At 64.4% G+C, this 21151-nt stretch carries 27 protein-coding genes; 26 read left to right on the forward strand and 1 reads right to left on the reverse strand.

The annotated features are described in order from the left end of the window. Positions 1–43 precede the first annotated feature (43 nt). The 5 genes from MGMSRV2_RS01265 (at position 44) to MGMSRV2_RS01285 (ending at position 4528) form a co-directional block, all read left to right on the forward strand. The gene (locus MGMSRV2_RS01265; RefSeq protein ID WP_024078495.1) at positions 44–565 is read left to right on the forward strand and encodes a PAS domain-containing protein; all 522 of its coding nucleotides are present in this window, start codon (positions 44–46) and stop codon (positions 563–565) included. Beyond that, positions 540–2228, forward strand: coding sequence for a methyl-accepting chemotaxis protein (locus MGMSRV2_RS01270; RefSeq protein WP_024078496.1), 1689 nt, complete (start codon positions 540–542; stop codon positions 2226–2228). Before MGMSRV2_RS01265 ends, MGMSRV2_RS01270 begins: the two co-directional genes overlap by 26 nt. A gap of 93 nt (positions 2229–2321) precedes the next feature. Further along, positions 2322–2885, forward strand: coding sequence for an elongation factor P (gene efp, locus MGMSRV2_RS01275; protein WP_024078497.1), 564 nt, complete (start codon positions 2322–2324; stop codon positions 2883–2885). A gap of 79 nt (positions 2886–2964) precedes the next feature. Then, complete coding sequence (locus MGMSRV2_RS01280) at positions 2965–3762, forward strand: inositol monophosphatase family protein (protein WP_024078498.1); 798 nt, start codon at positions 2965–2967, stop codon at positions 3760–3762. Between the two features lie 151 nt (positions 3763–3913). After that, positions 3914–4528: a hypothetical protein gene (locus tag MGMSRV2_RS01285; RefSeq protein ID WP_024078499.1), complete on the forward strand. Its 615-nt coding sequence runs from the start codon at positions 3914–3916 to the stop codon at positions 4526–4528. 11 nt (positions 4529–4539) lie between these two features. Here the strand turns inward: MGMSRV2_RS01285 and MGMSRV2_RS01290 are convergent. Then, positions 4540–5303, reverse strand: a protein-coding gene (locus MGMSRV2_RS01290) for an IS5 family transposase (protein ID WP_106001305.1) whose coding sequence is annotated in 2 segments (ribosomal slippage) — positions 4540–4976 and positions 4976–5303 — 765 coding nt in all. Because the reading frame shifts where the segments join, the coding sequence is not laid out codon by codon here. A gap of 58 nt (positions 5304–5361) precedes the next feature. Between MGMSRV2_RS01290 and MGMSRV2_RS01295 the strand changes: the two genes are divergently transcribed. The 21 genes from MGMSRV2_RS01295 (at position 5362) to MGMSRV2_RS01395 (ending at position 21147) form a co-directional block, all read left to right on the forward strand. Next, positions 5362–5886 carry an OmpA family protein gene (locus MGMSRV2_RS01295; protein WP_242410706.1) on the forward strand — a complete coding sequence of 175 codons (525 nt, stop codon included), beginning with the start codon at positions 5362–5364 and terminating at the stop codon, positions 5884–5886. A 91-nt stretch (positions 5887–5977) separates the two neighbouring features. After that, positions 5978–7132, forward strand: a complete 1155-nt coding sequence (locus MGMSRV2_RS01300) for a hypothetical protein (RefSeq protein WP_041633375.1) — start codon at positions 5978–5980, stop codon at positions 7130–7132. Positions 7133–7134: 2 nt separating this feature from the next. After that, entirely contained in the window at positions 7135–8094 is a 960-nt protein-coding gene (locus MGMSRV2_RS01305; RefSeq protein WP_024078504.1) for a peptidoglycan -binding protein, read from the forward strand. Between the two features lie 107 nt (positions 8095–8201). After that, positions 8202–8645 carry a copper chaperone PCu(A)C gene (locus MGMSRV2_RS01310; RefSeq protein WP_024078505.1) on the forward strand — a complete coding sequence of 148 codons (444 nt, stop codon included), beginning with the start codon at positions 8202–8204 and terminating at the stop codon, positions 8643–8645. A 102-nt stretch (positions 8646–8747) separates the two neighbouring features. Further along, positions 8748–9146 carry a DUF2946 family protein gene (locus MGMSRV2_RS01315; RefSeq protein WP_024078506.1) on the forward strand — a complete coding sequence of 133 codons (399 nt, stop codon included), beginning with the start codon at positions 8748–8750 and terminating at the stop codon, positions 9144–9146. A gap of 53 nt (positions 9147–9199) precedes the next feature. After that, positions 9200–9382, forward strand: a complete 183-nt coding sequence (locus tag MGMSRV2_RS01320) for a hypothetical protein (RefSeq protein ID WP_024078507.1) — start codon at positions 9200–9202, stop codon at positions 9380–9382. Positions 9383–9384: 2 nt separating this feature from the next. Next, a complete protein-coding gene (locus MGMSRV2_RS01325; protein WP_197538548.1) occupies positions 9385–9669 on the forward strand; it encodes a hypothetical protein in 285 nt (94 codons plus the stop codon). After that, entirely contained in the window at positions 9666–10799 is a 1134-nt protein-coding gene (locus MGMSRV2_RS01330; protein WP_024078509.1) for an ABC transporter permease, read from the forward strand. The genes MGMSRV2_RS01325 and MGMSRV2_RS01330 overlap by 4 nt, the downstream gene beginning before the upstream one ends. Next, entirely contained in the window at positions 10796–11473 is a 678-nt protein-coding gene (locus tag MGMSRV2_RS01335; RefSeq protein ID WP_024078510.1) for an ABC transporter ATP-binding protein, read from the forward strand. The genes MGMSRV2_RS01330 and MGMSRV2_RS01335 overlap by 4 nt, the downstream gene beginning before the upstream one ends. After that, a complete protein-coding gene (locus MGMSRV2_RS01340) occupies positions 11473–12489 on the forward strand; it encodes a hypothetical protein (protein WP_024078511.1) in 1017 nt (338 codons plus the stop codon). Before MGMSRV2_RS01335 ends, MGMSRV2_RS01340 begins: the two co-directional genes overlap by 1 nt. Next, positions 12480–12971 (forward strand): TlpA disulfide reductase family protein, encoded by a 492-nt coding sequence (locus MGMSRV2_RS01345; RefSeq protein ID WP_024078512.1) that lies wholly within the window; start codon positions 12480–12482, stop codon positions 12969–12971. Before MGMSRV2_RS01340 ends, MGMSRV2_RS01345 begins: the two co-directional genes overlap by 10 nt. Further along, positions 12968–13153, forward strand: coding sequence for a hypothetical protein (locus tag MGMSRV2_RS01350; RefSeq protein ID WP_024078513.1), 186 nt, complete (start codon positions 12968–12970; stop codon positions 13151–13153). Before MGMSRV2_RS01345 ends, MGMSRV2_RS01350 begins: the two co-directional genes overlap by 4 nt. Beyond that, positions 13125–13454 (forward strand): hypothetical protein, encoded by a 330-nt coding sequence (locus tag MGMSRV2_RS01355; protein WP_024078514.1) that lies wholly within the window; start codon positions 13125–13127, stop codon positions 13452–13454. The genes MGMSRV2_RS01350 and MGMSRV2_RS01355 overlap by 29 nt, the downstream gene beginning before the upstream one ends. 16 nt (positions 13455–13470) lie before the next feature. Then, on the forward strand, positions 13471–14115 hold the full coding sequence (locus tag MGMSRV2_RS01360; RefSeq protein ID WP_024078515.1) for a hypothetical protein: 645 nt from the start codon (positions 13471–13473) through the stop codon (positions 14113–14115). Next, positions 14112–16523 (forward strand): heavy metal translocating P-type ATPase, encoded by a 2412-nt coding sequence (locus MGMSRV2_RS01365; protein ID WP_024078516.1) that lies wholly within the window; start codon positions 14112–14114, stop codon positions 16521–16523. The genes MGMSRV2_RS01360 and MGMSRV2_RS01365 overlap by 4 nt, the downstream gene beginning before the upstream one ends. After that, positions 16523–17212 (forward strand): sulfite exporter TauE/SafE family protein, encoded by a 690-nt coding sequence (locus MGMSRV2_RS01370; protein ID WP_024078517.1) that lies wholly within the window; start codon positions 16523–16525, stop codon positions 17210–17212. Before MGMSRV2_RS01365 ends, MGMSRV2_RS01370 begins: the two co-directional genes overlap by 1 nt. Before the next feature lie 15 nt (positions 17213–17227). Then, on the forward strand, positions 17228–17839 hold the full coding sequence (locus MGMSRV2_RS01375; RefSeq protein WP_024078518.1) for a nitrous oxide reductase accessory protein NosL: 612 nt from the start codon (positions 17228–17230) through the stop codon (positions 17837–17839). Between the two features lie 2 nt (positions 17840–17841). Then, positions 17842–18336, forward strand: coding sequence for a nitrous oxide reductase accessory protein NosL (locus tag MGMSRV2_RS01380; protein ID WP_024078519.1), 495 nt, complete (start codon positions 17842–17844; stop codon positions 18334–18336). Then, entirely contained in the window at positions 18333–19388 is a 1056-nt protein-coding gene (locus MGMSRV2_RS01385; RefSeq protein ID WP_024078520.1) for a hypothetical protein, read from the forward strand. Before MGMSRV2_RS01380 ends, MGMSRV2_RS01385 begins: the two co-directional genes overlap by 4 nt. Then, positions 19378–20085 (forward strand): energy transducer TonB, encoded by a 708-nt coding sequence (locus MGMSRV2_RS01390; protein ID WP_024078521.1) that lies wholly within the window; start codon positions 19378–19380, stop codon positions 20083–20085. The genes MGMSRV2_RS01385 and MGMSRV2_RS01390 overlap by 11 nt, the downstream gene beginning before the upstream one ends. Positions 20086–20319: 234 nt before the next feature. Continuing rightward, complete coding sequence (locus MGMSRV2_RS01395) at positions 20320–21147, forward strand: alpha/beta hydrolase family protein (protein WP_024078522.1); 828 nt, start codon at positions 20320–20322, stop codon at positions 21145–21147. The last annotated feature ends 4 nt before the right edge of the window (positions 21148–21151 follow it).

The raw sequence follows: 21151 nt of genomic DNA on the forward strand, positions 1-21151 counted from the left end.
AGGTTCCCCGCCGGTTCTTATTGCCTATGGTTTGGGGGGTGGGATGGCGGCAGCGGTGCATTTGACGGGGGTCGAAAGGACGTTCGCCGACGATGAGATCATCGTCAGCAAGACCGATCCCAAGGGGCGGATGACCTATTGCAATGATATTTTCATCCGTCTGGCCGGCTACTCGGAATCCGAACTGATCGGCCAACCGCATAGCATGATCCGGCATCCCCATATGCCGCGCTGTGTCTTCAAGTTGCTGTGGTCGCGCATCGAATCCGGCAATGAGGTTTTCGCCTACGTCATCAATCGCAGTGGAAACGGCGACCATTATTGGGTTCTCGCCCATGTCACCCCGGATCTTGGCCAAGATGGCGCCATCATCGGGTTCCACTCCAATCGCCGCACCGTCGACCGCAAGGCGCTGGCGGTCATCGAACCGCTTTACGCCAGCTTGCGCGCCATTGAAAACGGCACCGCCGACCGCAAGGCCGGACTAGAGGCCAGTTCGGCGCAGTTGCAGGACATTCTGGCGCAAAAGGGGGTGGACTATGACCAATTTGTCCTCGATCTCTAAGACACTGGTTGTTTGCGCCGTATCCTTGCTGATCTCCGCTATCGCGGTGATCTGGGCGGCGATCGATGGCCTGACGGCTCTTGCGCTCTTGTCCGCGGCTGCCGGCTTGGCCAATGGCGTCGGTTATTACTACCTGACCCGTGCCAATGCCAGCATCGACAAGGCGAGCAAGGTGATGGAACGGGTGGCGGTCGGCAATCTGCGCGCCCGCGTAATGAGCATCAAGGGGCACGGCAATGTCGGCCAGTTGTTGCGCAACATCAATCGCGCCCTCGATCAGACCGAAGCCTTCGCCAAGGAAGCCGACGCCGCCATGAAAGCGGCTGCCGAGGGGCGATATTACCGCAAGATCCTGCCGCGTGGCCTGCGCGGCGATTTTGCCCGTTATAGCGGCGACATCAATCACACGTTGGAACTGATGGACGGGCAGGCGGGCAAGCTGGGGATGTTCACCAGCCGTATGCTGCGCGACGCGGTTACCATCTCGATCACCGTCAACGAGGGGGCGGTCGCCAACGCCGAGATTGTCGGCGGCATTCGTGCCGCCAGCAACGAGGCCCAGGGCATGGCCGCCGCCACCGAGGAAATGGTCGCGGGCATTCAGGAAATCAGTGAACGAAGCGATGATGCTGCGGCTTTGTCGGTGCGTGCCCAAAACTTCAGCGACGAAGCGCGCGGTGTGGTTGAGACAGCCGTCGACGAATTCGCGGCAATCGAACGGGCGGTGGCCGACGCCGCCGGGCAGGTCGATTCCCTGGCCCAAGCCTCGGATGCCATCGGCGAAATCGTTTCATCCATTGACCACATCGCCAGCCAAACCAATCTGCTGGCGCTCAACGCCACCATCGAGGCGGCGCGCGCCGGCGAAGCCGGCAAGGGCTTCGCCGTGGTGGCGGGCGAAGTGAAGGCCTTGTCCAATCAGACGGCGCGGGCGACCGAGGACATCGCCAACCGCGTCGCCCTGTTGCGACAGGAGATGACGACCATCGTCACCACCATGACCCGCGGTTCCGAGGCCATCGCCAAGGGGCGTCTGGCCATGCAATCCATGGGAGAGCGCATGGGGGCGGTCAGCGGCACCGTCGCCGACGCCAGTACCCGCATGGGCGAGGTTTCGCGCATTCTGGCCGAGCAGGCCGCCGCCGCCAACCAGATATCTGGCGGTGTACAGAACATGGCCGCGCTGGCCGGTGAAAACGCCATTTCCATCGAGAAAAGTTCAGGTGCCCTGACCGGAGTCGAGGGCGAGATTTCCTCGTTGCTGGCGCTGCTGGCCGAACAGGACATTCCCAATAAAATCATCCATCTGGCCAAGGCGGACCATATCATTTGGAAAAAGCGCTTGGCCGACATGATGGTCGGTCGGGTCGCGCTCAATCCAAACGAATTGTCGAGCGAACAGCATTGCCGTCTGGGCAAGTGGTATTACGGTCCGGCCTCGCTGCCCTATCGCCAGCATCCGGCCTTCATCGCGCTGGAGGCGCCGCACCGCGACGTGCACAGCAACGGTATCGAGGCGGCCCGCGCCTTCAATGCCGGGCAGCGCGAACGGGCGATGGAATGCATCACCCAGGTGGATCGGGCGTCCCGCGATGTTTTGGCCAACCTGGATCGCCTGATCAACGAACCGATCGGCACGGCGTTGACGCGGGGGGCATTCTGACCTGCGCTAAAGATTAGGCACCATGGTTGCCATTGGCGGGGCAACCTGCTAGGTTCCGCGCCAATTTTCCATCAGCCCGTTTGGATTACTTCCATGAAAATCAACGCCAACCTGATCCGCGTCGGCAACATCATCGAGAACAACGGCAAGCAATGGGCCGTGCTGAAGACGCAGATCGTTCAGCCCGGCAAGGGCGGCGCCTTCATCACCGTCGAAATGCGCGACATCCGCACCGGCACCAAGACCAACGAACGGTGGCGCACCGCCGACACCGTGGAAAAGTGCAATGTCGAGGAAAAGGACTGCACCTTCCTGTTCGTCGATGGCGATGCGCTGACTTTCATGGACCAGGAGAACTTCGAGCAGTTCAACCTGACCCGCGAAGTGTTGGGTGATGCCGCCGCCTTCTTGCAGGACGGCATGCAGGTGGCCGTCGATTTCATCGAAGGTTCGCCGGTTTCGGTCAGCCTGCCGGAAAAGGTGACCATGACCGTGGTCGAGGCCGACCCGGTGGTCAAGGGCCAGACCGCGTCGTCGTCGTACAAGCCGGCCAAGCTGGAAAACGGCTTGAAGATTTTGGTGCCGCCGTTCATCGCCGAAGGCGAGAAGATCATCGTCAATACGGGCGATTGCTCGTATGTCGAACGCGCCAAGTAAGGCCGCGCTGGTTTTAGGGCCGCTCCCTGGTTTATACCGGGGAGCGGTTTCGCGTTTTTAAGTATCAGGAGTTTTCGCCGTGATCGTTCGTTCCCCCATTCTCAATGTCATGATGGCCGCCGCCCGCAAGGCGGGGCGCGGAATGGTGCGCGATTTCGGCGAAGTCGAGAAGTTGCAGGTGTCGAAAAAAGGGACCTCCGATTTCGTCTCGTCCGCCGACATCAAGGCGGAAAAGTCGCTCCGGCAGGAGCTGTCCAAGGCCCGTCCCGGCTTCGGCTTCCTGCTGGAAGAAGGCGGCGAGATCGCTGGCGACGACAAAAGCCATCGCTGGATCATCGATCCCATCGACGGCACCACCAATTTCATCCACGGCATCCCCCATTTCGCCGTGTCCATCGGCCTGGAACGCGACGGCGAAATGATCGTCGGTGTCGTCTACGAGCCGATTTCCGATTCCATGTTCCACGCGGAAAAGGGCGGCGGCACCTTCTTGAATGAATGGCGCCTGCGTGTTTCCGCCCGTCGCGATCTGAACGAATCGGTGCTGGCCACCGGTATTCCCCATCGCGGTCGGCCCGGTCACCAGACCTTCATCAAGGAACTGACCGCCGCCATGGAGCAGACCGCCGGTATCCGCCGCTTCGGCTCGGCCGCGCTGGATCTGGCCTATGTGGCCGCCGGTCGCTGCGAAGGCTTCTGGGAAAGCGGCCTGAAGCCCTGGGACATTGCCGCCGGCATCGTCCTGGTCAAGGAAGCGGGCGGTTATGTCAGCGACTTCACCGGTCGCTCGTCCATGCTGGAAACCGGCGATGTGGTTGCCGGCAATGACAAGTTGCACGCCAAGTTGCTGTCCATGCTGCGTCAGGCGCGCGGTTGATACTTGGAAGTTAACCAATTATTCAAATAATTCTTAAGCCAGCCCCAGGATGCCCTGTGTTGCCCATACGGCAACATGGTATTGTACCGCGACTCCGCATGGGTTAGTCTGTGCCGCATCTATCTTGGGCACAGGCAGGGGTTTGGATTCCATGGCAAAGGCGACTTGGCGGGTTCTCGCGTTCGGCGCGCTGTTGGGTGCCGCCGCTCCCGTGGCGCTGATCCCGGCGGCCTCGGCCCAGGTGATCATCGGTGGTGCGGGCGAATCCGACGTGGTGGTCAATTGGTCGGTTTTGGACGAATTGGGCCAACAACCCAGTTTGGCCGACATGATCAAGGGCGAGTTGCCCGGTCGCAAGCCTCAGGCAGTGGCCCCCAGGGCGGCGCGTCAGGCTGGCCCGCCCCAGGGCGCGGTCTACAAGCCCTTCAAGCCCAATGCCGCCACGCCGACCAGGGCCGTGGATACCGCCAAGCCTGTTCTTAAGCCGGTCCAGGCCGCGGCTGCGCCCGCCGCCCCGGCACCGGCTCCGGTCGTCGCCGCCGATGGCGAGCGCCGCTCGGTTCCCATCGTCGAGGCATCCAAGCCCGCAGCCAAGCCGCCTGCCGCCACCGGCAAGCCGGCGGTGCCGGCCAAGCCGCAGATTGCCGATGTCGCCCCCACCCCCGTCGCTCCCGCCAAGGTACCGCCGGTTTCCCCGCCCGAGGTGAAGGCCGAGCCGCCCAAGCCGGTGGAAATCGCCAAGCCGGTGGAAGTGCCTAGGTTGTAGTGACAATTTAATCACTTCAGCCAGAGCATGATGCTTGCGAGTTTGATGAAGCCCAGAAAGTTGACAGCAAGTTTGTCATAACGCGTAGCGATTCGGCGCCATTGCTTGAGCTTGGCAAAGAAGCCTTCGATGCCCCAACGGTTCTTATAGGCGATGCAATCATAGTCACGAGGCAGCTTGCGGTGGCGGCGCGGCGGGATGACGACACGAGCGCCCTGATCTTCGATTTTCTCGCAAAAGCTATCCGCGTCATAGGCCTTGTCGGCAAGCACCTGTTCCGCCTTGAGGCCGTCAATCAGTTCGTGTGCCGGAGCCATGTCGTTCTGCTGGCCCGGTCCCAGTTCGAAGCGCACCGGCAGCCCCAATGCATCGACTACAGCGTGGATTTTGGTTCCGAAGCCGCCGCGTGAACGTCCGAGAGCCTGGGCTTCCTGCCCCCCCTTTTTTGTCGCGCCCCGGCAGCTTGGACCTGAGCGCGGATGACGGTCGCGTCGATGGCGATCCATTCCATGTCGGGATCACTCGACACCGCCGCGAAGATCCGATCGAACACCCCTTGCTCGATCCAGCGGTAATAGCGCCGCTTGACGGTCTGGTACGGGCCAAAACGATCCTCGGGCAAATCGCGCCAACGCGCCCCTGATCGCGCCAGCCACAAAATTGCATCGAGAAACCGCCGCGCATCACTGCGCGGACCGCGCTTACCCTTGCGCCCACCGGGCACAAACTCACGCAAGCGGTCCCACTGATCGTCCCGGAGAATTTCGCCGTCCACACCAGCCTCCAAAAGCCAGTGTTGAATCAGAAATTAGGCCAAAGGGGAATCCCCTAAATTGTCACTACAACCTAAACCGCTCGAGCAACCCAAGCCGGTGGAAGTCGTCAAGCCGGTTGAGCTGCCCAAACCCGCTCCGATGGTTGCTGCCGCACCCCAGCCGCTGTTGTCTCCGGTTCCCCCCGCCGTGTCGATGCCGCCCCAACCGGTGGTGCCGCCGCAGGTGGCAGCCTTGCCGTCGTCGGAGCCGCCGGCCATGTCGGGTGGCAGCGACACCATTTCCCTGGCCTTCGATGCCGAAGACGCCAAGGTCAGCGACCGTGCCCGCAATGACTTGGTCACCTTGGTCAAGCGTATGCAGAAGGACGAAGACCTTAATCTGCAATTGCTGGCCTATGCTTCGGGTGACGAGGCCTCGGCCTCGAAGGCCCGCCGGCTGTCGTTGTCGCGGGCGCTGGAAGTGCGCAAATACCTGATGGACAAGGGCATCCGCTCTACCCGCATCGAGGTGCGCGCCCTGGGCAACAAGCTGGATGGCCGGGGCTCCCCTGATCGTGTTGACGCTGTCCTGGTCGGCCGTTGATCTTATGTGTCGTGGTGGCGCGCCGCGAAATCGCCATGTTTGACGTCGATGTTGGATCGGCCCCATGGTTTCCCATGCTGAAGGTGCGCGCATGACCCGACCCAGTCGTTATCTGGTCCGCATGATTTTGTTCCTGGCGGCGGTGGCCGCCGTCGGTGCGGTGCTGGCACCCGGTCTGCAATCGGCCTTCATGGCCAATCCGGCCTTGAACGGTCTGATTTTGGGCGTCTTCCTGCTGGGGATCGGCCTTAATTTCCGCCAGGTTCTGTTACTTAAGCCGGAAGTTGACTGGCTGGAAAGCTGGATGCGCGGTCAGCCGGCACCCTCGGGTGGTCGCTTGCGCCTGCTTGGCCCCATGGCCGGCATGTTGGGCGAGCGCCAGGGCCGCATGTCGCTATCGGCCATGGGCCTGCGCTCGGTGCTGGATTCCATCGGCTCGCGCCTGGATGAAAGCCGCGAACTGGCCCGGTATTTCGTCGGTCTGCTGATTTTCCTCGGTCTGCTGGGTACTTTTTGGGGGTTGTCGCACACGGTGGGCTCGGTGGGCGAGGTGATCGCCAGCCTGTCGGTGGGGTCTGATGCCGCCGGCGCTGCCTTCGACCGCATGAAGGCCGGATTGGAAGCGCCCCTGGCCGGCATGGGCACCGCCTTTTCCACTTCGTTGTTCGGTCTGGCCGGATCGCTGGTGTTGGGCTTTCTCGACCTGCAAGCCGGACAGGCGCAGAACGCCTTCTATAACGAGTTGGAAGAGTGGCTGGCCGGGCAAACCCGGCTCGGCAGTTCCAGCGCCATCGCCGATGGCGACCAATCGGTGCCCGCCTATATCCGTGCGCTGTTGGAGCAGACCGCCGATTCGCTGGACGGACTGCAACGCACCATCGCGCGCGGCGAGGAAAGCCGCATTTCCGCCAATTCCAATATCCAGTCGCTCAACGACCGGCTGTCCACCCTGGCCGACCAGATGAAGGTTGAGCAGTCGCTGATGCTGAAACTGGGCGAGTCGCAGTTGGAGATGCGCCCGCTGTTGGCGCGCATCGCCGAACAAAGCGGCGTCGGTTCGGTCACGCCCGGCGGCGGCATGGATGATGTCAGCCGGGCGCATCTGCGCAATTTGGATGTGGCCATGAACCGATTAGTGGAAATCAACAGCCGCAGCCATGACGAGTTGGTCGGCGAATTGCGGGCGCAGTTCAAGCTGCTGGCCCGCACCATCGCCGCCCTGGCCGAGGATCAAACGGAGAAATAACCATGCCGCGCGGTCGCCGTCTGCGTCAGAACGTCGACATTTGGCCCGGCTTCGTCGATGCCATGGCGACGCTGCTGATGGTGTTGATTTTTGTCCTGCTGGTCTTTGTCCTGGCCCAATTCTTCATGGGCAACGCCTTGACCGGGCGCGATCAGGCGCTGTCGCGGCTGCAGGCGGAAATGGCCAGCATGGTCGAGCAATTATCGCTGGAACGGGCCAAATCGGCGGATGTGAAGGCCGATCTGACCCGTTTGCAGGAAAAGTTGCAAGCCTCCCTGGCCGAACGCGACAATCTGTTGTCCAGCCTGGACGAAGAGCGCCATCTGTCGGAAACCGCACGCAGCCAAGCCGATTTGCTGAACCAGCAGATGACCGCCATGCGCGACCAATTGGAAAAGCTGGCCGCGGCCCTGGACGCCACGGAGAAGCTGTCGGTCGAGCAAAAGGCCCAGATCGCTGATCTGGGCAAGCGGCTGAACGTGGCCTTGGCCGGCAAGGTCGAGGAATTGCAGCGCTATCGCTCGGAGTTCTTCGGCAAGCTGCGCAAGGTGCTGGGCGAGCGCCAGGGCATTCGCATCGAGGGTGACCGCTTCGTCTTCCAGTCGGAATTGCTGTTCGATTCAGCTTCCGCCGATCTGGGTGTCAGCGGCGAGCAGCAGGTACGGCAATTGGCCAAGACCCTGATTGACCTGTCCAAGCAGATCCCGAAAGAGGTGAATTGGGTGCTGCGCGTCGATGGCCATACGGACAAACGCCCGATCAAATCCGGTCGTTTCCCATCCAATTGGGAATTGTCGACGGCACGGGCCATCTCGGTCATCCGCACCCTGATCGATGCAGGCGTCCCCGCCGACCGTCTGGCCGCCGCAGGCTTTGGCGAATTCCTGCCGCTGGACAATTCCGACAGTGAAGCGGCGCTGGCGAAAAATCGCCGCATCGAAATCCGCTTCGACCAGCGATAGAGTCCGTTTGGTTCAAGCTGAAGTATCTTGCCGTGGACGTCCGGCGGCGGAAGCGGTGGCGATTTTGGCCAGGCCCCCAAGTCAAGGTGATGCCGAGGAGAACAAGTATGGGGCGTGCGGCATTTCTGATCGCAGCTTTGCTGGTGTTGGCGTGGCCGGTTTGGGCCGGCGATTCTGTGATCGCGGTGGAAAAACCGTGGGCGCGGGCCACCGCCGGACAAGCCGCCAACGGGGCCGCCTATCTGACCCTGGTTGGCCAGGAAAGCGGTGATCGTCTGCTGTCCGCCGCGTCGCCGGTGGCCGAGACGGTGGAATTGCACACCCACCTGGAAGAAGACGGCATCATGCGCATGCGGCCGGTTGAGTCCATCGCCGTTCCGGCCGGCGGCAGGGTCGAACTGAAGCCGGGCGGTCTGCACATCATGCTGATCGGCCTGAAGGCGCCCTTGAAGGAAGGCCGCCGTTTTCCGCTGTCCCTGACTTTCGAGCGCGCCGGGCGGATCGAGGCGGAAATTCCGGTGGTCGCCGCCGGAGCGCGTGGTGGCGGCTGAGACCGCCGAGTAGACTCGGCGGTGGTTTGACAGAGATCAATGTGTTAAACCTGTGGTCGGGGCATTGTACCCTCTCTTGATGCCAGCAGGGGCGTAACGGCCATGGGCCGCGATAAGATCAAGTCACCGGATCAGACCCAGGGCCAGCGGTTTTCCGCGGCTCTCGGCGTGTGGCTGGCGGCCTTGGCCCTGCTGTTCCAACTGCTCATCCCCCTTGCTCCGGCACGAGCCGAGTTGAATGCCGATGGATTGTTTCCAGCGGTTTGCGGTTTTCATGATGCCGATTCCGCTACCGGCGGCGGTGATGCCGTCGCTGGGCAGCATTGCCCGTTATGTCAGGTTCAGGCGTTTGATCGCCTGATTTTGCCGGTGCGGCTGGCGGTGCCCGCCTTCTCTGCCCCGGTCATCGGCCCCGGCTGGCCCGAACCGGCGGATGGTGCCCCCCTGCGGGCGGCATCGGTGCCGCCCTTACCCTCCCGAGGCCCTCCCTCCGTCGCGTAAGCCCCGGATGCGCTTGGCGCATCCGTTCGCCAACGCGTGACCGGAGGACTTTCATGCAAAATTCCGTCAAGAACGCCGCCAAGGATGGCGGTGATGTGGGCTCGCTGGTGCTGGGCACCGGCCTGACCCTGGCCTCGTTGATCCTGGTGCCGGCGCTTTCGCAGGCGGTGGGCCTGGGGCCGAGCCTGACCAGCGCCGTGCGCGTGGTGCTGATGAAGGCTGCGGCGCGGGTATGACCATGCGGTCGTCGGATATGGTGTTGGCGGCTATGCTGGCGGCCAGTGTGGCCGTGGGCGCCACCTGGGTGGCCTCCGCCTGGCGGGTGCGGGCGGAGCAGCCGGAGGTGCAGCGTCGTGCCGCTCTGGTCGAACAATTGGGCCTGACCGATCTGGCTCTGTTCACCGAGGCGCGTTACACCCGCCATCCCAGCCAGTCCGACCGCCATGCCGCCTTTCAGGATCACCCCTTCGCCCTCGAACATTTTCCCTCGGGCTCGGTGCTGCCGCCCAGGCGGCAGCCATGAGCGGGTGGTTCAGCCGTCAGCGGTCCTTGCTGGATTTCGCCGTGTCGTCGCTGGCCCGACGCAAGGGCAAGACCTTGGGCTTGCTGGCGGTCTACGGGCTGATCGTCTTCGTGTTGGCCTCGGCCATGCTGTTTTCCCATGCGCTTCGGCACGAGGCCAAACAAGTCCTGGCCGGCACCCCGGAAGTGCTGGTGCAGCGCCTGATCGCCGGGCGCCATGATCTGATCCCCGACACCCATCTGGTCACTATCCGCGCCATTCGCGGGGTGAAATCGGCCCAAGGCCGGCTGTGGGGATATCTGTTCGATCCGGCGGCGGCGGCCAATTACACCTTGATGGTGCCGCCCGTGGATGCGCCCGCTGCCGGCCAAGCGGTGATCGGCGCCGGTGTCGCCGCCGTCCGCGATGCCGCCATCGGCGACGTCATGAGTTTCCGCGCCCATGACGGAGCCTTGGTGTCGTTCACCATCCAGGCGATCATCGAGCCCGAATCCGCTTTGGTCAGCGCCGATCTGTTTTTGGTGGCGGAGGCCGATTACCGCCGCCTGTTCGGCATCCCCGATGGTCGTTTCACCGACATCGTCGTCACCGTGCGCAACCCGCGCGAGGTGCGCACGGTGGCGGAAAAGATCGACGCGGCGCTGCCCGACACCCGCATCATCCTGCGCGACGAGATCAGGCGCACCTACGAATCGGTGTTCGATTGGCGCGAGGGCATGGTGCTGCTGCTGCTGTCCGGTGCCGTCCTCGCCTTTTTCATCTTCGCCTGGGAAAAGGCCTCGGGCCTGTCGGCGGAAGAAAGGCGCGAAATCGGTATCTTGAAGGCGGTGGGTTGGGAAACCGCCGACGTCATCGCCCTGAAAAGCCTGGAAGGGCTGGTGGTGTCGCTGGCTGCCTTCCTGCTGGGCTATCTGCTGGCCTGGCTGCATGTGTTCCAGTGGGGTGCGCCGCTGTTCGAGCCGGTGCTGAAGGGCTGGTCGGTACTGTACCCGGATTTCCGCCTGATCCCGCATGTGGACGAATTGCAGGTGGCCACCTTGTTCTTCTTCACCGTCTTTCCCTACACCCTGGCCAATGTGGTGCCGATCTGGCGCGCCGCCACCGTCGATCCCGATCAGGTGATGCGATGATCCGCCTCAGTCAGGTGAAAAAGGCCTTCAACCAGGGGCGTCACAACGAATTCTGGGCCCTGCGCGGTGTCGATCTGCATCTGGAACTGGGCGGCGTGACGGTGTTTCGCGGCCCCAGCGGTTCGGGCAAGACCACGCTTCTGACCATGGTCGGCTGTCTGGCCCGGCCCAGTTCGGGGCGGATCAGCCTGGGCGGGCGCGACATTTCCGCCTTGCCGGAACGCTTCCTCACCGACATCCGCCGCTCCACCTTCGGCTTCGTCTTCCAAAGCTTCAATCTGTTGAAGGGCATCACCGCCCTGGAAAACGTTATGATCCCGGCCTATCCGCTGGGCGGCGACCACGGGGCATTGAAGCGCCGGGCGCTGGCCTTGCTGGAGCGGTTGGAAATGGCCGACAAAGCCCAATCCCAGGCCGAATGGCTGTCGGGCGGCGAGGCCCAGCGGGTGGCCATCGCCCGCGCCCTGATCAACGACCCCCAGGTGGTCATCGCCGACGAGCCCACCGCCAATTTGGACAGCGAACGCTCCGCCCAGTTCCTGGATATCGTCAGCGGTCTCAAGCGTGACGGCAAGACCGTGCTGATGACCAGTCATGACCCGCTGGTGGCGGACGCCCCGGTGGTTGATCGCGTGGTTGGTTTACGCGACGGCCTGATCGATGGGGACGGCTGATGCTGTTCCAACCCGCCATCATCGCTTTGGTGCTTGCCTCGGCCCTGTCGGCGCTGATGCTGGTGGCGTCGCTGCCCTTCGCCGTCGCCGTGCTGCGCCGTTGGGATCTGTCCAGCGGGGCGGAAAGTCAGGTGCGGTTGGAAAAGCGTACCTATCTGGTCGCCACCTTGGTCAAGATCGTGCTGGTGGCCGAGGCGGCGGCCCTGGTCCTGTTCGTCTTCAACGCCGACCGCATGGCCGGGTTGTTCACCGGGGCCATGTGCGCGGTGGGGACGCTGAAGGTCGACCCGTTCGGCTTTCCCGCCTTGTACCTGAAACTGGCGGTGTTCTTCCTGGCGGCGTTCTGGCTGGTGTTGAACCATGTGGACAACCGGGGCTGGGATTACCCGCTGATCCGGGTCAAATACGCGGCGCTGATCGCCCTGGCCCCGGTGCTGCTGGCTGCTGGCTTAGTGCAACTGGCCTATTTCCTCGGGCTGCGCGCCGACGTCATCACTTCGTGCTGTTCCACCTTGTTTTCCGGCAACGGCATCACCGTGACCAGCAATTCGGTGGCGGCGCTGCCCCATGCCTGGGCCTTGTCGCTGCTGGCCGGTACTGTGACCGCCGTGCTGGCCTCGGGCGCGGTCTACCTGCGCTGGGGCCAGGGCGGGGTGATCCATGCGGTGTTGTCGCTGGTCCTGCTGGGGGTGGGATTGGCGGCGATCATTTCCACCATCTCCGTCTATGTCTATGAATTGCCGCACCATCATTGCCCGTTCTGCATCCTGAAGCGGGAATACCATCACCTGGGCTATGCCCTTTATGTGCCGCTGTTCCTGGGCACCGCCCTGGGTGTGGGTACCGGCATCGCCGCCGCCGCCAGCCGCCTTGCCAGCCTGCGAGTGGTGGGGCCGCTGATCGCGCGCCGGCTGGCCTTGGTCTCCATGCTGTGCTTCGCCGCTTTCGGCGGTGTCTGCCTGGGGCTGATCTGGCGATCCCATCTGATCCTGTTCGAGGGCGCGCCATGGCAGTGAAGCGTCTGTTCCTGATGGTGACCCTGCTGCTGGGCGGCTGCGGTGATGACGGCGCCAAGGCGCCCAAGCTGGGCGATACCATGCTGCCTTTTACCGCGCAAAGCCTGGGCGGCCAGCGTTTCGAGCTGCCGGCAGGTTCAGCCGGCAAGGTGGTGGTGCTGCGTTTCTGGGCCACCTGGTGCGCCTTCTGCAAGGACGAGATGAAGGCCATCGAGCCGGTCTGGCAAGCCCGTCAGGGCGACGGCTTGCTGGTGCTGGCGGTCAATGCCGGGCAGGAGGCGGCGGACATCACCAAGTTCATCGCCGATCTGGGGGTGAGCTATCCGGTGCTGCTGGACCCCGGCGCCAAGATCGCCCGGGCCTATGGCGTCACCGGCCTGCCCATGACCTTCTTCATCGACCGCAGCGGCGTCGTGCGCGGTCGCATCCTGGGCGAGGCGGACGAAGCCGCGTTTCGCCGCAAGCTGGAGGACTTGCTGTGAGCCGGGCGGATCAGGGCTGTGATCTTTGCGGTCTGCCGCTGCCGGTGCGGGCGTACCGGATCGAGACGCCCGAGCGGCCCATGCAGTTTTGCTGCGATGGGTGCAAGGGCATCTGGCTGATGCTGCATCCCGACATCGAAAAGGGGGAAAGCCATGAACCAAGCCATGACGGAAGTGTGTGAAACCATGATGGCCGAGGGCAGTGCCCTGGGGCCGCAACTGGCGAAAGGAGCCATGATGAGTGCAGGAATGGTAGCGGGGCGTTCGGTCCTGGGACGGCTGTTGACCAACCCGTTGGTGCTGTTGGCCGCCGGCGCGGCCGTGGGCTATTACGGCTACAAATACCGCAAGGAAATCGCCGCCGCCGTGGCCAAGGGCACCGACATGGGCAAGGACCTGGTGCTGACCGCGCGCGAGAATCTGGCCGATCTGGTCGAGGAAACGCGCGAGGCCGAGGACACAGCCGGCAAGGTCCAGGATTAGGACGGGGAGGGCGGCCATGATCGTCCGACGCAAGACCAAGGACGCCCAGGCAGAGCAAGCGCGGCGGGCGTTATGGCAGGCCGTGGTGGTGCGCCACCGCGGCCCCGGCCATGTCCGTTTCGACCTGCCGGCGCCATTATTGACCACGGATGCCGTCGCCCTGCTGGAAAGCGGGCTGCGGCATATCGACGGGGTTTACCGGGTGTTCGTGCTGCCCGGCCAGGGCAAATTGTCCATCCGCTGGGCCGAGGAGGTGTGCACCATCGCCGATGTCGCCCGCGCCCTCGCCGATCTGGTCGGGCGCATCGCCGAAGGTGGGGGTGCCACCACCGCCCGCCCGCGGCCCGGCCTGATGCAGCGGGTGACCCAGGCGCCGCTGGTGGTGCGCCTGCGCGCCCGCTATGACGATCTGCGGGCCAAGGGCGAGATATTGACCAAGCTGGTGGCGATGAAAAGCGGCGGCAAGGCGGCGCTGCCGTTCGACGCCAAGGACTGGTTCATCCATTTCGCCAACGATCTGGTGGTGTTCTACCTGATCCGCCTGCACTGGAACCGCATCATCGGCCAATGGCTGCCGAATCCCTGGGCCTTCCGCTATCAGTGGATGACGGTGGTCTATCTGGTGTTCCTGCTGGTGCGGTTCCGCAAGGCGAAGAAATGACCGAAATCGCCATCGTCCACCAGTTGCGCCGCCGAATCCGGGTCATCGCTCCGGCGCTTAGGCGCGACCCGGAACGGACCTTGCTGCTGGATATCCTGCTGCGCAAGCACCCGGCCATCCGCGCCGTGCGGGTGGTGGCCGAACTGGGCTCGGTGGCGGTGCATTTCGACCCTGTGCGGATGCCCGTCGCCCATGTGCTGACCTTGCTCGACAATGTGATCGGCAATCTGGGACGCGCCCCCTTGCCCAAAGCGCAAACGGCGGTGCCGGGGGAAACGCGGGAGATCAGCGTCGCCATCGAGGGCATGACTTGCGCCTCGTGCGCGGCGCTGATCCAACTGGCGGTGGGCCGTGACCCTCGGGTCCAAGCGGCCAGCGTCAATTATGCCTCGGAAACCGCCACCATCACCGGCGGTCTGGACCGATCAGAGGTGGAAAAGCTGGTGGCGTCGCTGGGCTATGTGGCGCGGCCCATGGACAGCCTGGCCCAGCGCCGTCAGGTGATTGAACGCGAACGGGCGCGGCTGGGTGAATCCCGGCGCCGTGCCCTGTGGGCCGGCGCCCTGACATTACCGGTGATGGTCATCGGCATGGCCATGCCGCGATCCTGGCCGTGGAAGCTGGTGGAACTGGCCCTGACCGCGCCGGTGGTGCTGGGGGCGGGGCGTCCGTTCTTCGACCGGGCGCTGAAACTGGCCCGCCACCGCGCCGCCAACATGGATACCCTGATCGCCATCGGCGCCGGCGCCGCCTTCGGTCATTCCGTCGCCTCGCTGTTGGGGCGGCGTCATCATCTGTATTTCGAGGCCGCCGCCGGCATCGTCGCCTTCGTGCTGCTGGGCCGTTGGTTGGAGGAACGGGCCAAGGGCAAGGCCGGCGACGCCATTCGCCGGCTGATCGACCTGCAACCGGCCACTGCCACCATCCGCCGCGACGGTGTCGAGGTGGTGGTATCGGTGGATGAGGTGGCGGTGGGCGACGTGGTGGTCATCCGTCCGGGCGAACGCATCGCCGTCGACGGCGTGGTGCTGTCCGGCCTGTCCAGCGTCGACGAGGCCATGCTGACCGGTGAAAGCATGCCGGTGGTCAAGCAAGAAGGCGACATGCTGGCCGGCGGCTGCGTCAACGGCGCGGGCCTGCTGGTCATGCGGGCCAGCGCCATCGGCGCCGATACCGTGCTGGCCGGCATCGTCCGCATGGTCGATCACGCCCAGGCGGCCAAGCTGCCGGTGCAGCGTCTGGCCGACCGGGTGTCGGCGGTGTTCGTCCCCGCCGTTGTCGGCTTCGCCGTTTTCACCTTCGCCTCGTGGCTGCTGGCCGGGCGCGGCCTCGCCCCGGCGCTGGATGCCGCCGTCTCGGTGCTGCTGATCGCCTGTCCCTGCGCCCTGGGGCTGGCCACGCCCACCGCCATCATGGCCGCCACCGGCCAGGCGGCGCGGCGCGGTCTGTTCATCAAGGACGGCACCGCCCTGGAAAGCGCCGGTCGGTTGTCGGTGCTGATCTTCGACAAGACCGGCACCATCACCCAGGGCCAGCCCCAGGTGGTGCGCTTCATCCCCCTGGGCGGGATGGACGAAAGCCGTGTCCTGGCGTTGCTGGCGGCGGTCGAGGGCGGATCGGAACATCATCTGGGCCGCGCCTTGGTGGCTTTCGCCCGCGCCCGTGGGGTGAGGGCCGACATGGCCGAGGGCGTGCGCGCCGTGCCGGGATCGGGGGTGACGGCGGAGGTGGATGGCCACCGGGTGGTCATCGGCAATGCCCGCCTGCTCGATGATCCGCAGGCCGAAGCTGTGCTGGCCGAGATCGCCGAGCACGGCCAAACCCCGGTGGGCATGTGCGTCGATGGTAAACTGGTCGCAGCCTTCGCCATCGCCGATCCGGCCCGTCCCGGCGCGCCAGCGGCCATCGCCGCCCTGCATGCCATGGGCGTGCGCACCATCATGGCCACCGGCGATGTGGAGCCCGCCGCCCGCGCCATCGCCGATCAGGTGGGCATTGCTGATCTGGTAGCCGGGGCCAGCCCCGCCGACAAGATGAAGATGGTCGAGCATCTGACCGCCCAGGGGGAAGTGGTCGGCATGGTCGGCGACGGCATCAACGACGCCCCCGCCTTGGCCGCCGCCCATGTGGGCTTCGCCATCGGCACCGGCACCCATATCGCCATGGATTGCGCCGCCATCACCCTGGTCGGCGGCGACATCGCCAAGGTGGCCGAGATGATCGCGCTGTCGCGGCGGACCATGACCGTCATCCGCCAGAATCTGGTGTGGGCCATGGGCTACAACACCGTCGCCATCCCCGGCGCCGCCCTGGGACGATTGAATCCCATGGTCGCCTCCACCGCCATGGCGCTGTCGTCGGTATCGGTGGTGGCCAATTCGCTGCGGCTGCAAAAGGATGGCCGCTGATGGATGGGCAGTTGGATTACGGCCTCGCCTTCGTCGCCGGCCTGCTGGGCAGCGGTCATTGCGTCGGCATGTGCGGGTCGCTGGTCTCGGCCTTTTTCGTCCGTTTGGGCGATGCCGGCAAGGGCTGGCGACCGGTGGTCGCCTATCACGGCACCCGCATCTTCATCTACACCCTGGTCGGGCTGATCGCCGCCCTGTTAGGGCTGGCCCTGGTGTCCACCGGCATCATCGGCAAGGCCCAGGCGGTGTTGCAGATCCTGGCCGGCATCGTCGTCATTGCTCTCGGGCTCGATATCCTGGGCTGGCTGCCGGTGCGGCTGCCGGCCATCGGTCTGCCCGCCGCCACCGCCCGGCGGATTTTCACCAGTGCCGGCGGGCGCGGACCCGTATGGGGGGCGATGACCGGCGGGGTGATGAACGGGCTGATGCCCTGCGCCCTGACCCTGGCCATGGCGGTCAAGGCCAGTGCCGCCCCCGATCCTTTGGCCGGGGCCGGGTTGTTGCTGGCCTTCGGCCTCGGCACCTTGCCGTCGATGGTTTTCGTCAGTGTGGTTTTCGGCCGTCTCGGCGCCCGCTTGCGCGGGCTACTGCTGAAGGCGGCTGCTTTAGTGGTCATCGCCATGGGCGTGGCCACCATCTTGCAGGGCGCACGCTTTTTTCAGGTGATGCTGCTTCTGCCCAATTGGTGAGAGAGGGGAAATAAAATGAATCGTCGTCATTTCCTGTTGGCCGGCTCTGCCGTTGCCGCCGCTGCCGCCACCATCGCCCCGGCCCAGGCCGCCGAGGGCGACGGCACGCCCATGCAGTTCATGCCGAAAAAGGCCAAGGATGCCAAGCCCTTGGACAACGAATTCGACAAGTACCCGAAGTGTCCCTATTGCGGCATGGACCGCAAGCAATACCATTACAGCCGCCATCTCATTCATTATTCCGATGATCTGGTCGACGGCACCTGTTCCATCCACTGCGCCGCCATTTCCCTGTCCCTGAACCTGGACCGGGTGCCCAAGGTCATCTATGCCCCCGATAACGGTTCGGGCGCCGAGATCAAGCCGCTGACCAACGCCGAAACCGCTTTCTACGTCATCGGCGGCGATCACAAGCCGGTGATGAGCAAGATGCCGAAGACCGCTTTCGCCTCCAAGATCGCGGCTGAAGCGGCCAAGGGCGCGGGCGAGATCGTCGATTTCGATCGTGCCTTGATGCTGAGCTATATGAGCATGGCCGAGGACACCAAGATGATCCGGATGCGGCGCGAGGAAAAGCGCAAGGCCGCCGCCGCTGCTCCCGCCGGTCATGACGGCATGAAGCACTGATCATGATCCGCCGCCGCCTCGCCCTGGCCCTTGCCCTATCGGTGTTGTTCCTGCCCACGGCCTGGGCGGGCGAGGTGGTGGTGCCACCGCCCAAACCGGATTCCGTCTGTCCGGTGTGCGGCATGTTCGTGGCCAAATACCCGGAATGGATCGCCACTGTGGTCTATGCCGACGGCCACGCCCATTATTTCGACGGCGCCAAGGACATGTTCAAGTTCCTGGCCGATCCCAAACGCTATGTCCCCGGCCACAAGCCGGAAGACGTGCGCATGGTGGCGGTGACCGATTATTACACGGTCGAGCCCATGGCGGCCCGCGCCGCCTGGTATGTGATCGGCTCGGATATCCTGGGGCCGATGGGACACGAATTGGTGCCGCTGGCCAGCGAGGCCGAAGCCAAGGATTTTCTGCGCGACCATCAGGGCAAGACCATCCTGCGTTTCGAACAGGTCACCCCCGGCCTGCTGGACAAACTTGATCGCGGTCAGGTGAAATGAATGCCCTGGCCGCCATCCCCATGAATTCACGCGTCCGGGCCTTGCCCTGCGGCGATGGAATGGCGCCGTTTTCGCGGCTGTGGCGTCCTGGTTTGCTGGCGTCGTCGGCAATCCTGGTCGATGACGGCCAAGTGGCGGAAATGAAGCGGGCGGTGGCCGTTCTCGATGATCATCTGCGCCGTGCTGCCCCGGGCATCGCCGATCCCGGACTCCTGGGGTTCGATTTTCATCTGAGCGCGGACGGACCGCGATTGATCGAGGTCAACACCAATCCCGGCGGGTTGCTGCTGGTGCTGGCGCATCAACGCGCTTGTGCCGGCCTGTGGCCGCATGCGCCGGCCCAGGACATGGCGCTCGATCAGGTGGAAATGGCGGTGGCCAAGGCCTTCGCCGGTGCCGCCGCCAAGGTCGCCATCGTCGATGACGTCCCCGCTGATCAATTTCTGTATCCGGAATTCCTGCTGTATCGTCAGTTATTCGCCCGCCTGGGCCTGGGCGGCGACGTGATCGACGCCCGCCATTGGCAAGGCGGCTTTGACGGCGCTTATAACCGCCTGACCGATTTCGCTCTGAGCGATCCGTCCCACGCCGCCTTGGCCCAAGATCGCGCGGGTGGGCGGGTGGTGCTGGTGCCGGACATTTCCGCCCATGCCGCCTATGCCGACAAGCGGCATCTGGTGACGTTGTCGCGGCAGCCGGCCTGCGCGGCCTGGGTACCGCCGACCCGCATGGGCGACGAGGACTGGCAATCGACCTGGGCCGAGCGCCGTCATCTGTTCTTCAAGCCGACCTTGGGGTATGGCGGCAAGGGCGCCTATCGCGGTGACAAGATCAGCCGCGCCACCTGGGAGGGGCTGGACCCGGCCCGGATGGTGGTGCAGCAACTGGTGCCGCCGCCGGTGGTCGATAGCGGCTTCAAGGTCGATATCCGCGCTTATGCCGTGCGCGGACAGGTCTTGGCCTTCGGCGCCCGGCTGTATCGCGGCCAGATGACAAATTTCCGCTCCGATGGCGGTGGATTGGCCTCGGTGTTTTGCCATCATGCAGGCTGAAACCCGATCCCTGCCGCCGCTGAGCCGGGCGGTTTGCCACGGCGGCGGTGGTTCGTTTCTGGGATCGCTGCTCTGGCATGCCCTGGTGGTGCTGGCGCTGTTGCACTTGGGCCAATTGGTGACGCGCGAACCGCCGCAATTGCTGGTCAATGAAGTCCAATTGGTGCAGGACGCGGCGCCGGAACCGCCGTCGCCGGTGCCGCCGCTCCCACCAGAGGCACCGGTAGTGCCGCCGCAGGTGACGCCGGTGGCCAAACCCGCCGCCGTCCCAGCCCGCCGCGCGGTCGCCCCGCCGCCCCAGGTGAGCGTTGCGGTCCCCACCAGCCCGGTGGCGGAGGCGGCCCCGCAAACCGTGGCGGCGACGACGGCTGGCGACGGCGTGGCAGAGACAGTGACGGCGCAGACCGCCATCCCCTCCGCCGCGCCCGGCTATCATTTGGGGGCGGTGGAGACCCCGGCGCCCGATTATCCCTTTGCCGCCCGCAAACGTCGGCGCCAAGGTCTGGTGCTGGTGCAACTGGATGTGGGCGCCGATGGCCGGGTCGACCGGGTGGTGTTGCTGGAAAGCAGCGGCGACAGCACCTTGGACGAGGCGGCCATGACCACCTTGGGCCGCTGGCGCCTGCGACCGGCCACCGAAAACAATCGTCCGGTGCCCGGTCGGGTCGAGGTACCGGTACGCTTCCGGCTGGAATAGGCTTTCTCCCGTTTCGGACTCTACTGGTCGGCTCGAATCAGCGCTATCAGGCGTTTTCTGACCTCGGACGTGGCCTCGGTGCCGGCTTCGGCCATGATGCGGGCCACTTCCGGCGTCATTGTGTTCGGCAAATACCATATCTTCACCAGCCGCATAGACCCGCGCGTGGTACTTATAGGGGGGGGCGCCGAACGCGCACACCTGAGCTCCCGTGCTGTTTAGACAAGGGGAAACATGAGAGCGATCCGCATCACTTTGGCCGGCGTTTCCTTATGTCTAACAGGTGGCTGCGCCACTATCGACCGCGATGCCCATGCCGATCTTCTGGCCAAGCCGGCGCGGATGAGTCGCATGCAGATGAATACCGATCCCTTCGTCCTGACCAGTTTTGTCCGCATCAGTGACCATTCACAGCCTGTGACCATTTACATTGAAGGTGATGGATTGGCTTGGCTGTCGCGCACCGAGGTGTCGCGCGATCCCACCCCCAAGAATGCCCTTGGCTTGGCGCTGGCAGCGGTTGATCCAGCGGCTAACGTGGTCTATCTGGCCCGTCCCTGTCAGTTCACCGAGCAGGCCAGGAGCTCCGTCTGCAATTTAACGTATTGGACGGCCAAGCGTTTCTCCCCCGAGGTGATTGCCGCCATGAACCAAGCGGTGGATCAGGTGGCGGCGCAGGTGCCGGGGCAGAAGCTCAATCTGGTCGGCTATTCGGGCGGTGGCGCCGTCGCCGTGCTGGTGGCGGCGCGGCGTCAGGATGTCGCCTCTATCCGCACGGTGGCCGGCAATCTCGATCACGCCGAGGTCAATCGGTTGGCCAAGGTGTCGCAGTTGTCCGGCTCACTTAACGCCATCGATGTCGCGGGTCAGGTGGCGAAAATTCCGCAGATCCATTACAGCGGCACCGACGACCCTATCGTTCCTCCCGCCATCGCCCAACGTTTCACCCAGGCCAGTGCTTCGGCCTGTGTGCGATGGATGACGATGCCCGGTGCCGATCATGAAAACGGTTGGACCGGATTGTGGCGCGAAGCGTTGGACGTGGTGCCCAACTGCGACTGATGCC

The organism is Magnetospirillum gryphiswaldense MSR-1 v2 (assembly GCF_000513295.1).
In the GTDB taxonomy this organism is placed as follows: domain Bacteria; phylum Pseudomonadota; class Alphaproteobacteria; order Rhodospirillales; family Magnetospirillaceae; genus Magnetospirillum; species Magnetospirillum gryphiswaldense.

Coding starts and splice junctions, on each gene's coding strand:
- MGMSRV2_RS01265 (WP_024078495.1), top strand. CDS start 44: ATGGCGGCAGCGGTGCATTTGACGGGGGTCGAAAGGACGTTCGCCGAC.
- MGMSRV2_RS01270 (WP_024078496.1), top strand. CDS start 540: ATGACCAATTTGTCCTCGATCTCTAAGACACTGGTTGTTTGCGCCGTA.
- efp (WP_024078497.1), top strand. CDS start 2,322: ATGAAAATCAACGCCAACCTGATCCGCGTCGGCAACATCATCGAGAAC.
- MGMSRV2_RS01285 (WP_024078499.1), top strand. CDS start 3,914: ATGGCAAAGGCGACTTGGCGGGTTCTCGCGTTCGGCGCGCTGTTGGGT.
- MGMSRV2_RS01300 (WP_041633375.1), top strand. CDS start 5,978: ATGACCCGACCCAGTCGTTATCTGGTCCGCATGATTTTGTTCCTGGCG.
- MGMSRV2_RS01305 (WP_024078504.1), top strand. CDS start 7,135: ATGCCGCGCGGTCGCCGTCTGCGTCAGAACGTCGACATTTGGCCCGGC.
- MGMSRV2_RS01310 (WP_024078505.1), top strand. CDS start 8,202: ATGGGGCGTGCGGCATTTCTGATCGCAGCTTTGCTGGTGTTGGCGTGG.
- MGMSRV2_RS01315 (WP_024078506.1), top strand. CDS start 8,748: ATGGGCCGCGATAAGATCAAGTCACCGGATCAGACCCAGGGCCAGCGG.
- MGMSRV2_RS01320 (WP_024078507.1), top strand. CDS start 9,200: ATGCAAAATTCCGTCAAGAACGCCGCCAAGGATGGCGGTGATGTGGGC.
- MGMSRV2_RS01325 (WP_197538548.1), top strand. CDS start 9,385: ATGCGGTCGTCGGATATGGTGTTGGCGGCTATGCTGGCGGCCAGTGTG.
- MGMSRV2_RS01330 (WP_024078509.1), top strand. CDS start 9,666: ATGAGCGGGTGGTTCAGCCGTCAGCGGTCCTTGCTGGATTTCGCCGTG.
- MGMSRV2_RS01335 (WP_024078510.1), top strand. CDS start 10,796: ATGATCCGCCTCAGTCAGGTGAAAAAGGCCTTCAACCAGGGGCGTCAC.
- MGMSRV2_RS01340 (WP_024078511.1), top strand. CDS start 11,473: ATGCTGTTCCAACCCGCCATCATCGCTTTGGTGCTTGCCTCGGCCCTG.
- MGMSRV2_RS01345 (WP_024078512.1), top strand. CDS start 12,480: ATGGCAGTGAAGCGTCTGTTCCTGATGGTGACCCTGCTGCTGGGCGGC.
- MGMSRV2_RS01355 (WP_024078514.1), top strand. CDS start 13,125: ATGAACCAAGCCATGACGGAAGTGTGTGAAACCATGATGGCCGAGGGC.
- MGMSRV2_RS01360 (WP_024078515.1), top strand. CDS start 13,471: ATGATCGTCCGACGCAAGACCAAGGACGCCCAGGCAGAGCAAGCGCGG.
- MGMSRV2_RS01365 (WP_024078516.1), top strand. CDS start 14,112: ATGACCGAAATCGCCATCGTCCACCAGTTGCGCCGCCGAATCCGGGTC.
- MGMSRV2_RS01370 (WP_024078517.1), top strand. CDS start 16,523: ATGGATGGGCAGTTGGATTACGGCCTCGCCTTCGTCGCCGGCCTGCTG.
- MGMSRV2_RS01375 (WP_024078518.1), top strand. CDS start 17,228: ATGAATCGTCGTCATTTCCTGTTGGCCGGCTCTGCCGTTGCCGCCGCT.
- MGMSRV2_RS01380 (WP_024078519.1), top strand. CDS start 17,842: ATGATCCGCCGCCGCCTCGCCCTGGCCCTTGCCCTATCGGTGTTGTTC.
- MGMSRV2_RS01385 (WP_024078520.1), top strand. CDS start 18,333: ATGAATGCCCTGGCCGCCATCCCCATGAATTCACGCGTCCGGGCCTTG.
- MGMSRV2_RS01390 (WP_024078521.1), top strand. CDS start 19,378: ATGCAGGCTGAAACCCGATCCCTGCCGCCGCTGAGCCGGGCGGTTTGC.
- MGMSRV2_RS01395 (WP_024078522.1), top strand. CDS start 20,320: ATGAGAGCGATCCGCATCACTTTGGCCGGCGTTTCCTTATGTCTAACA.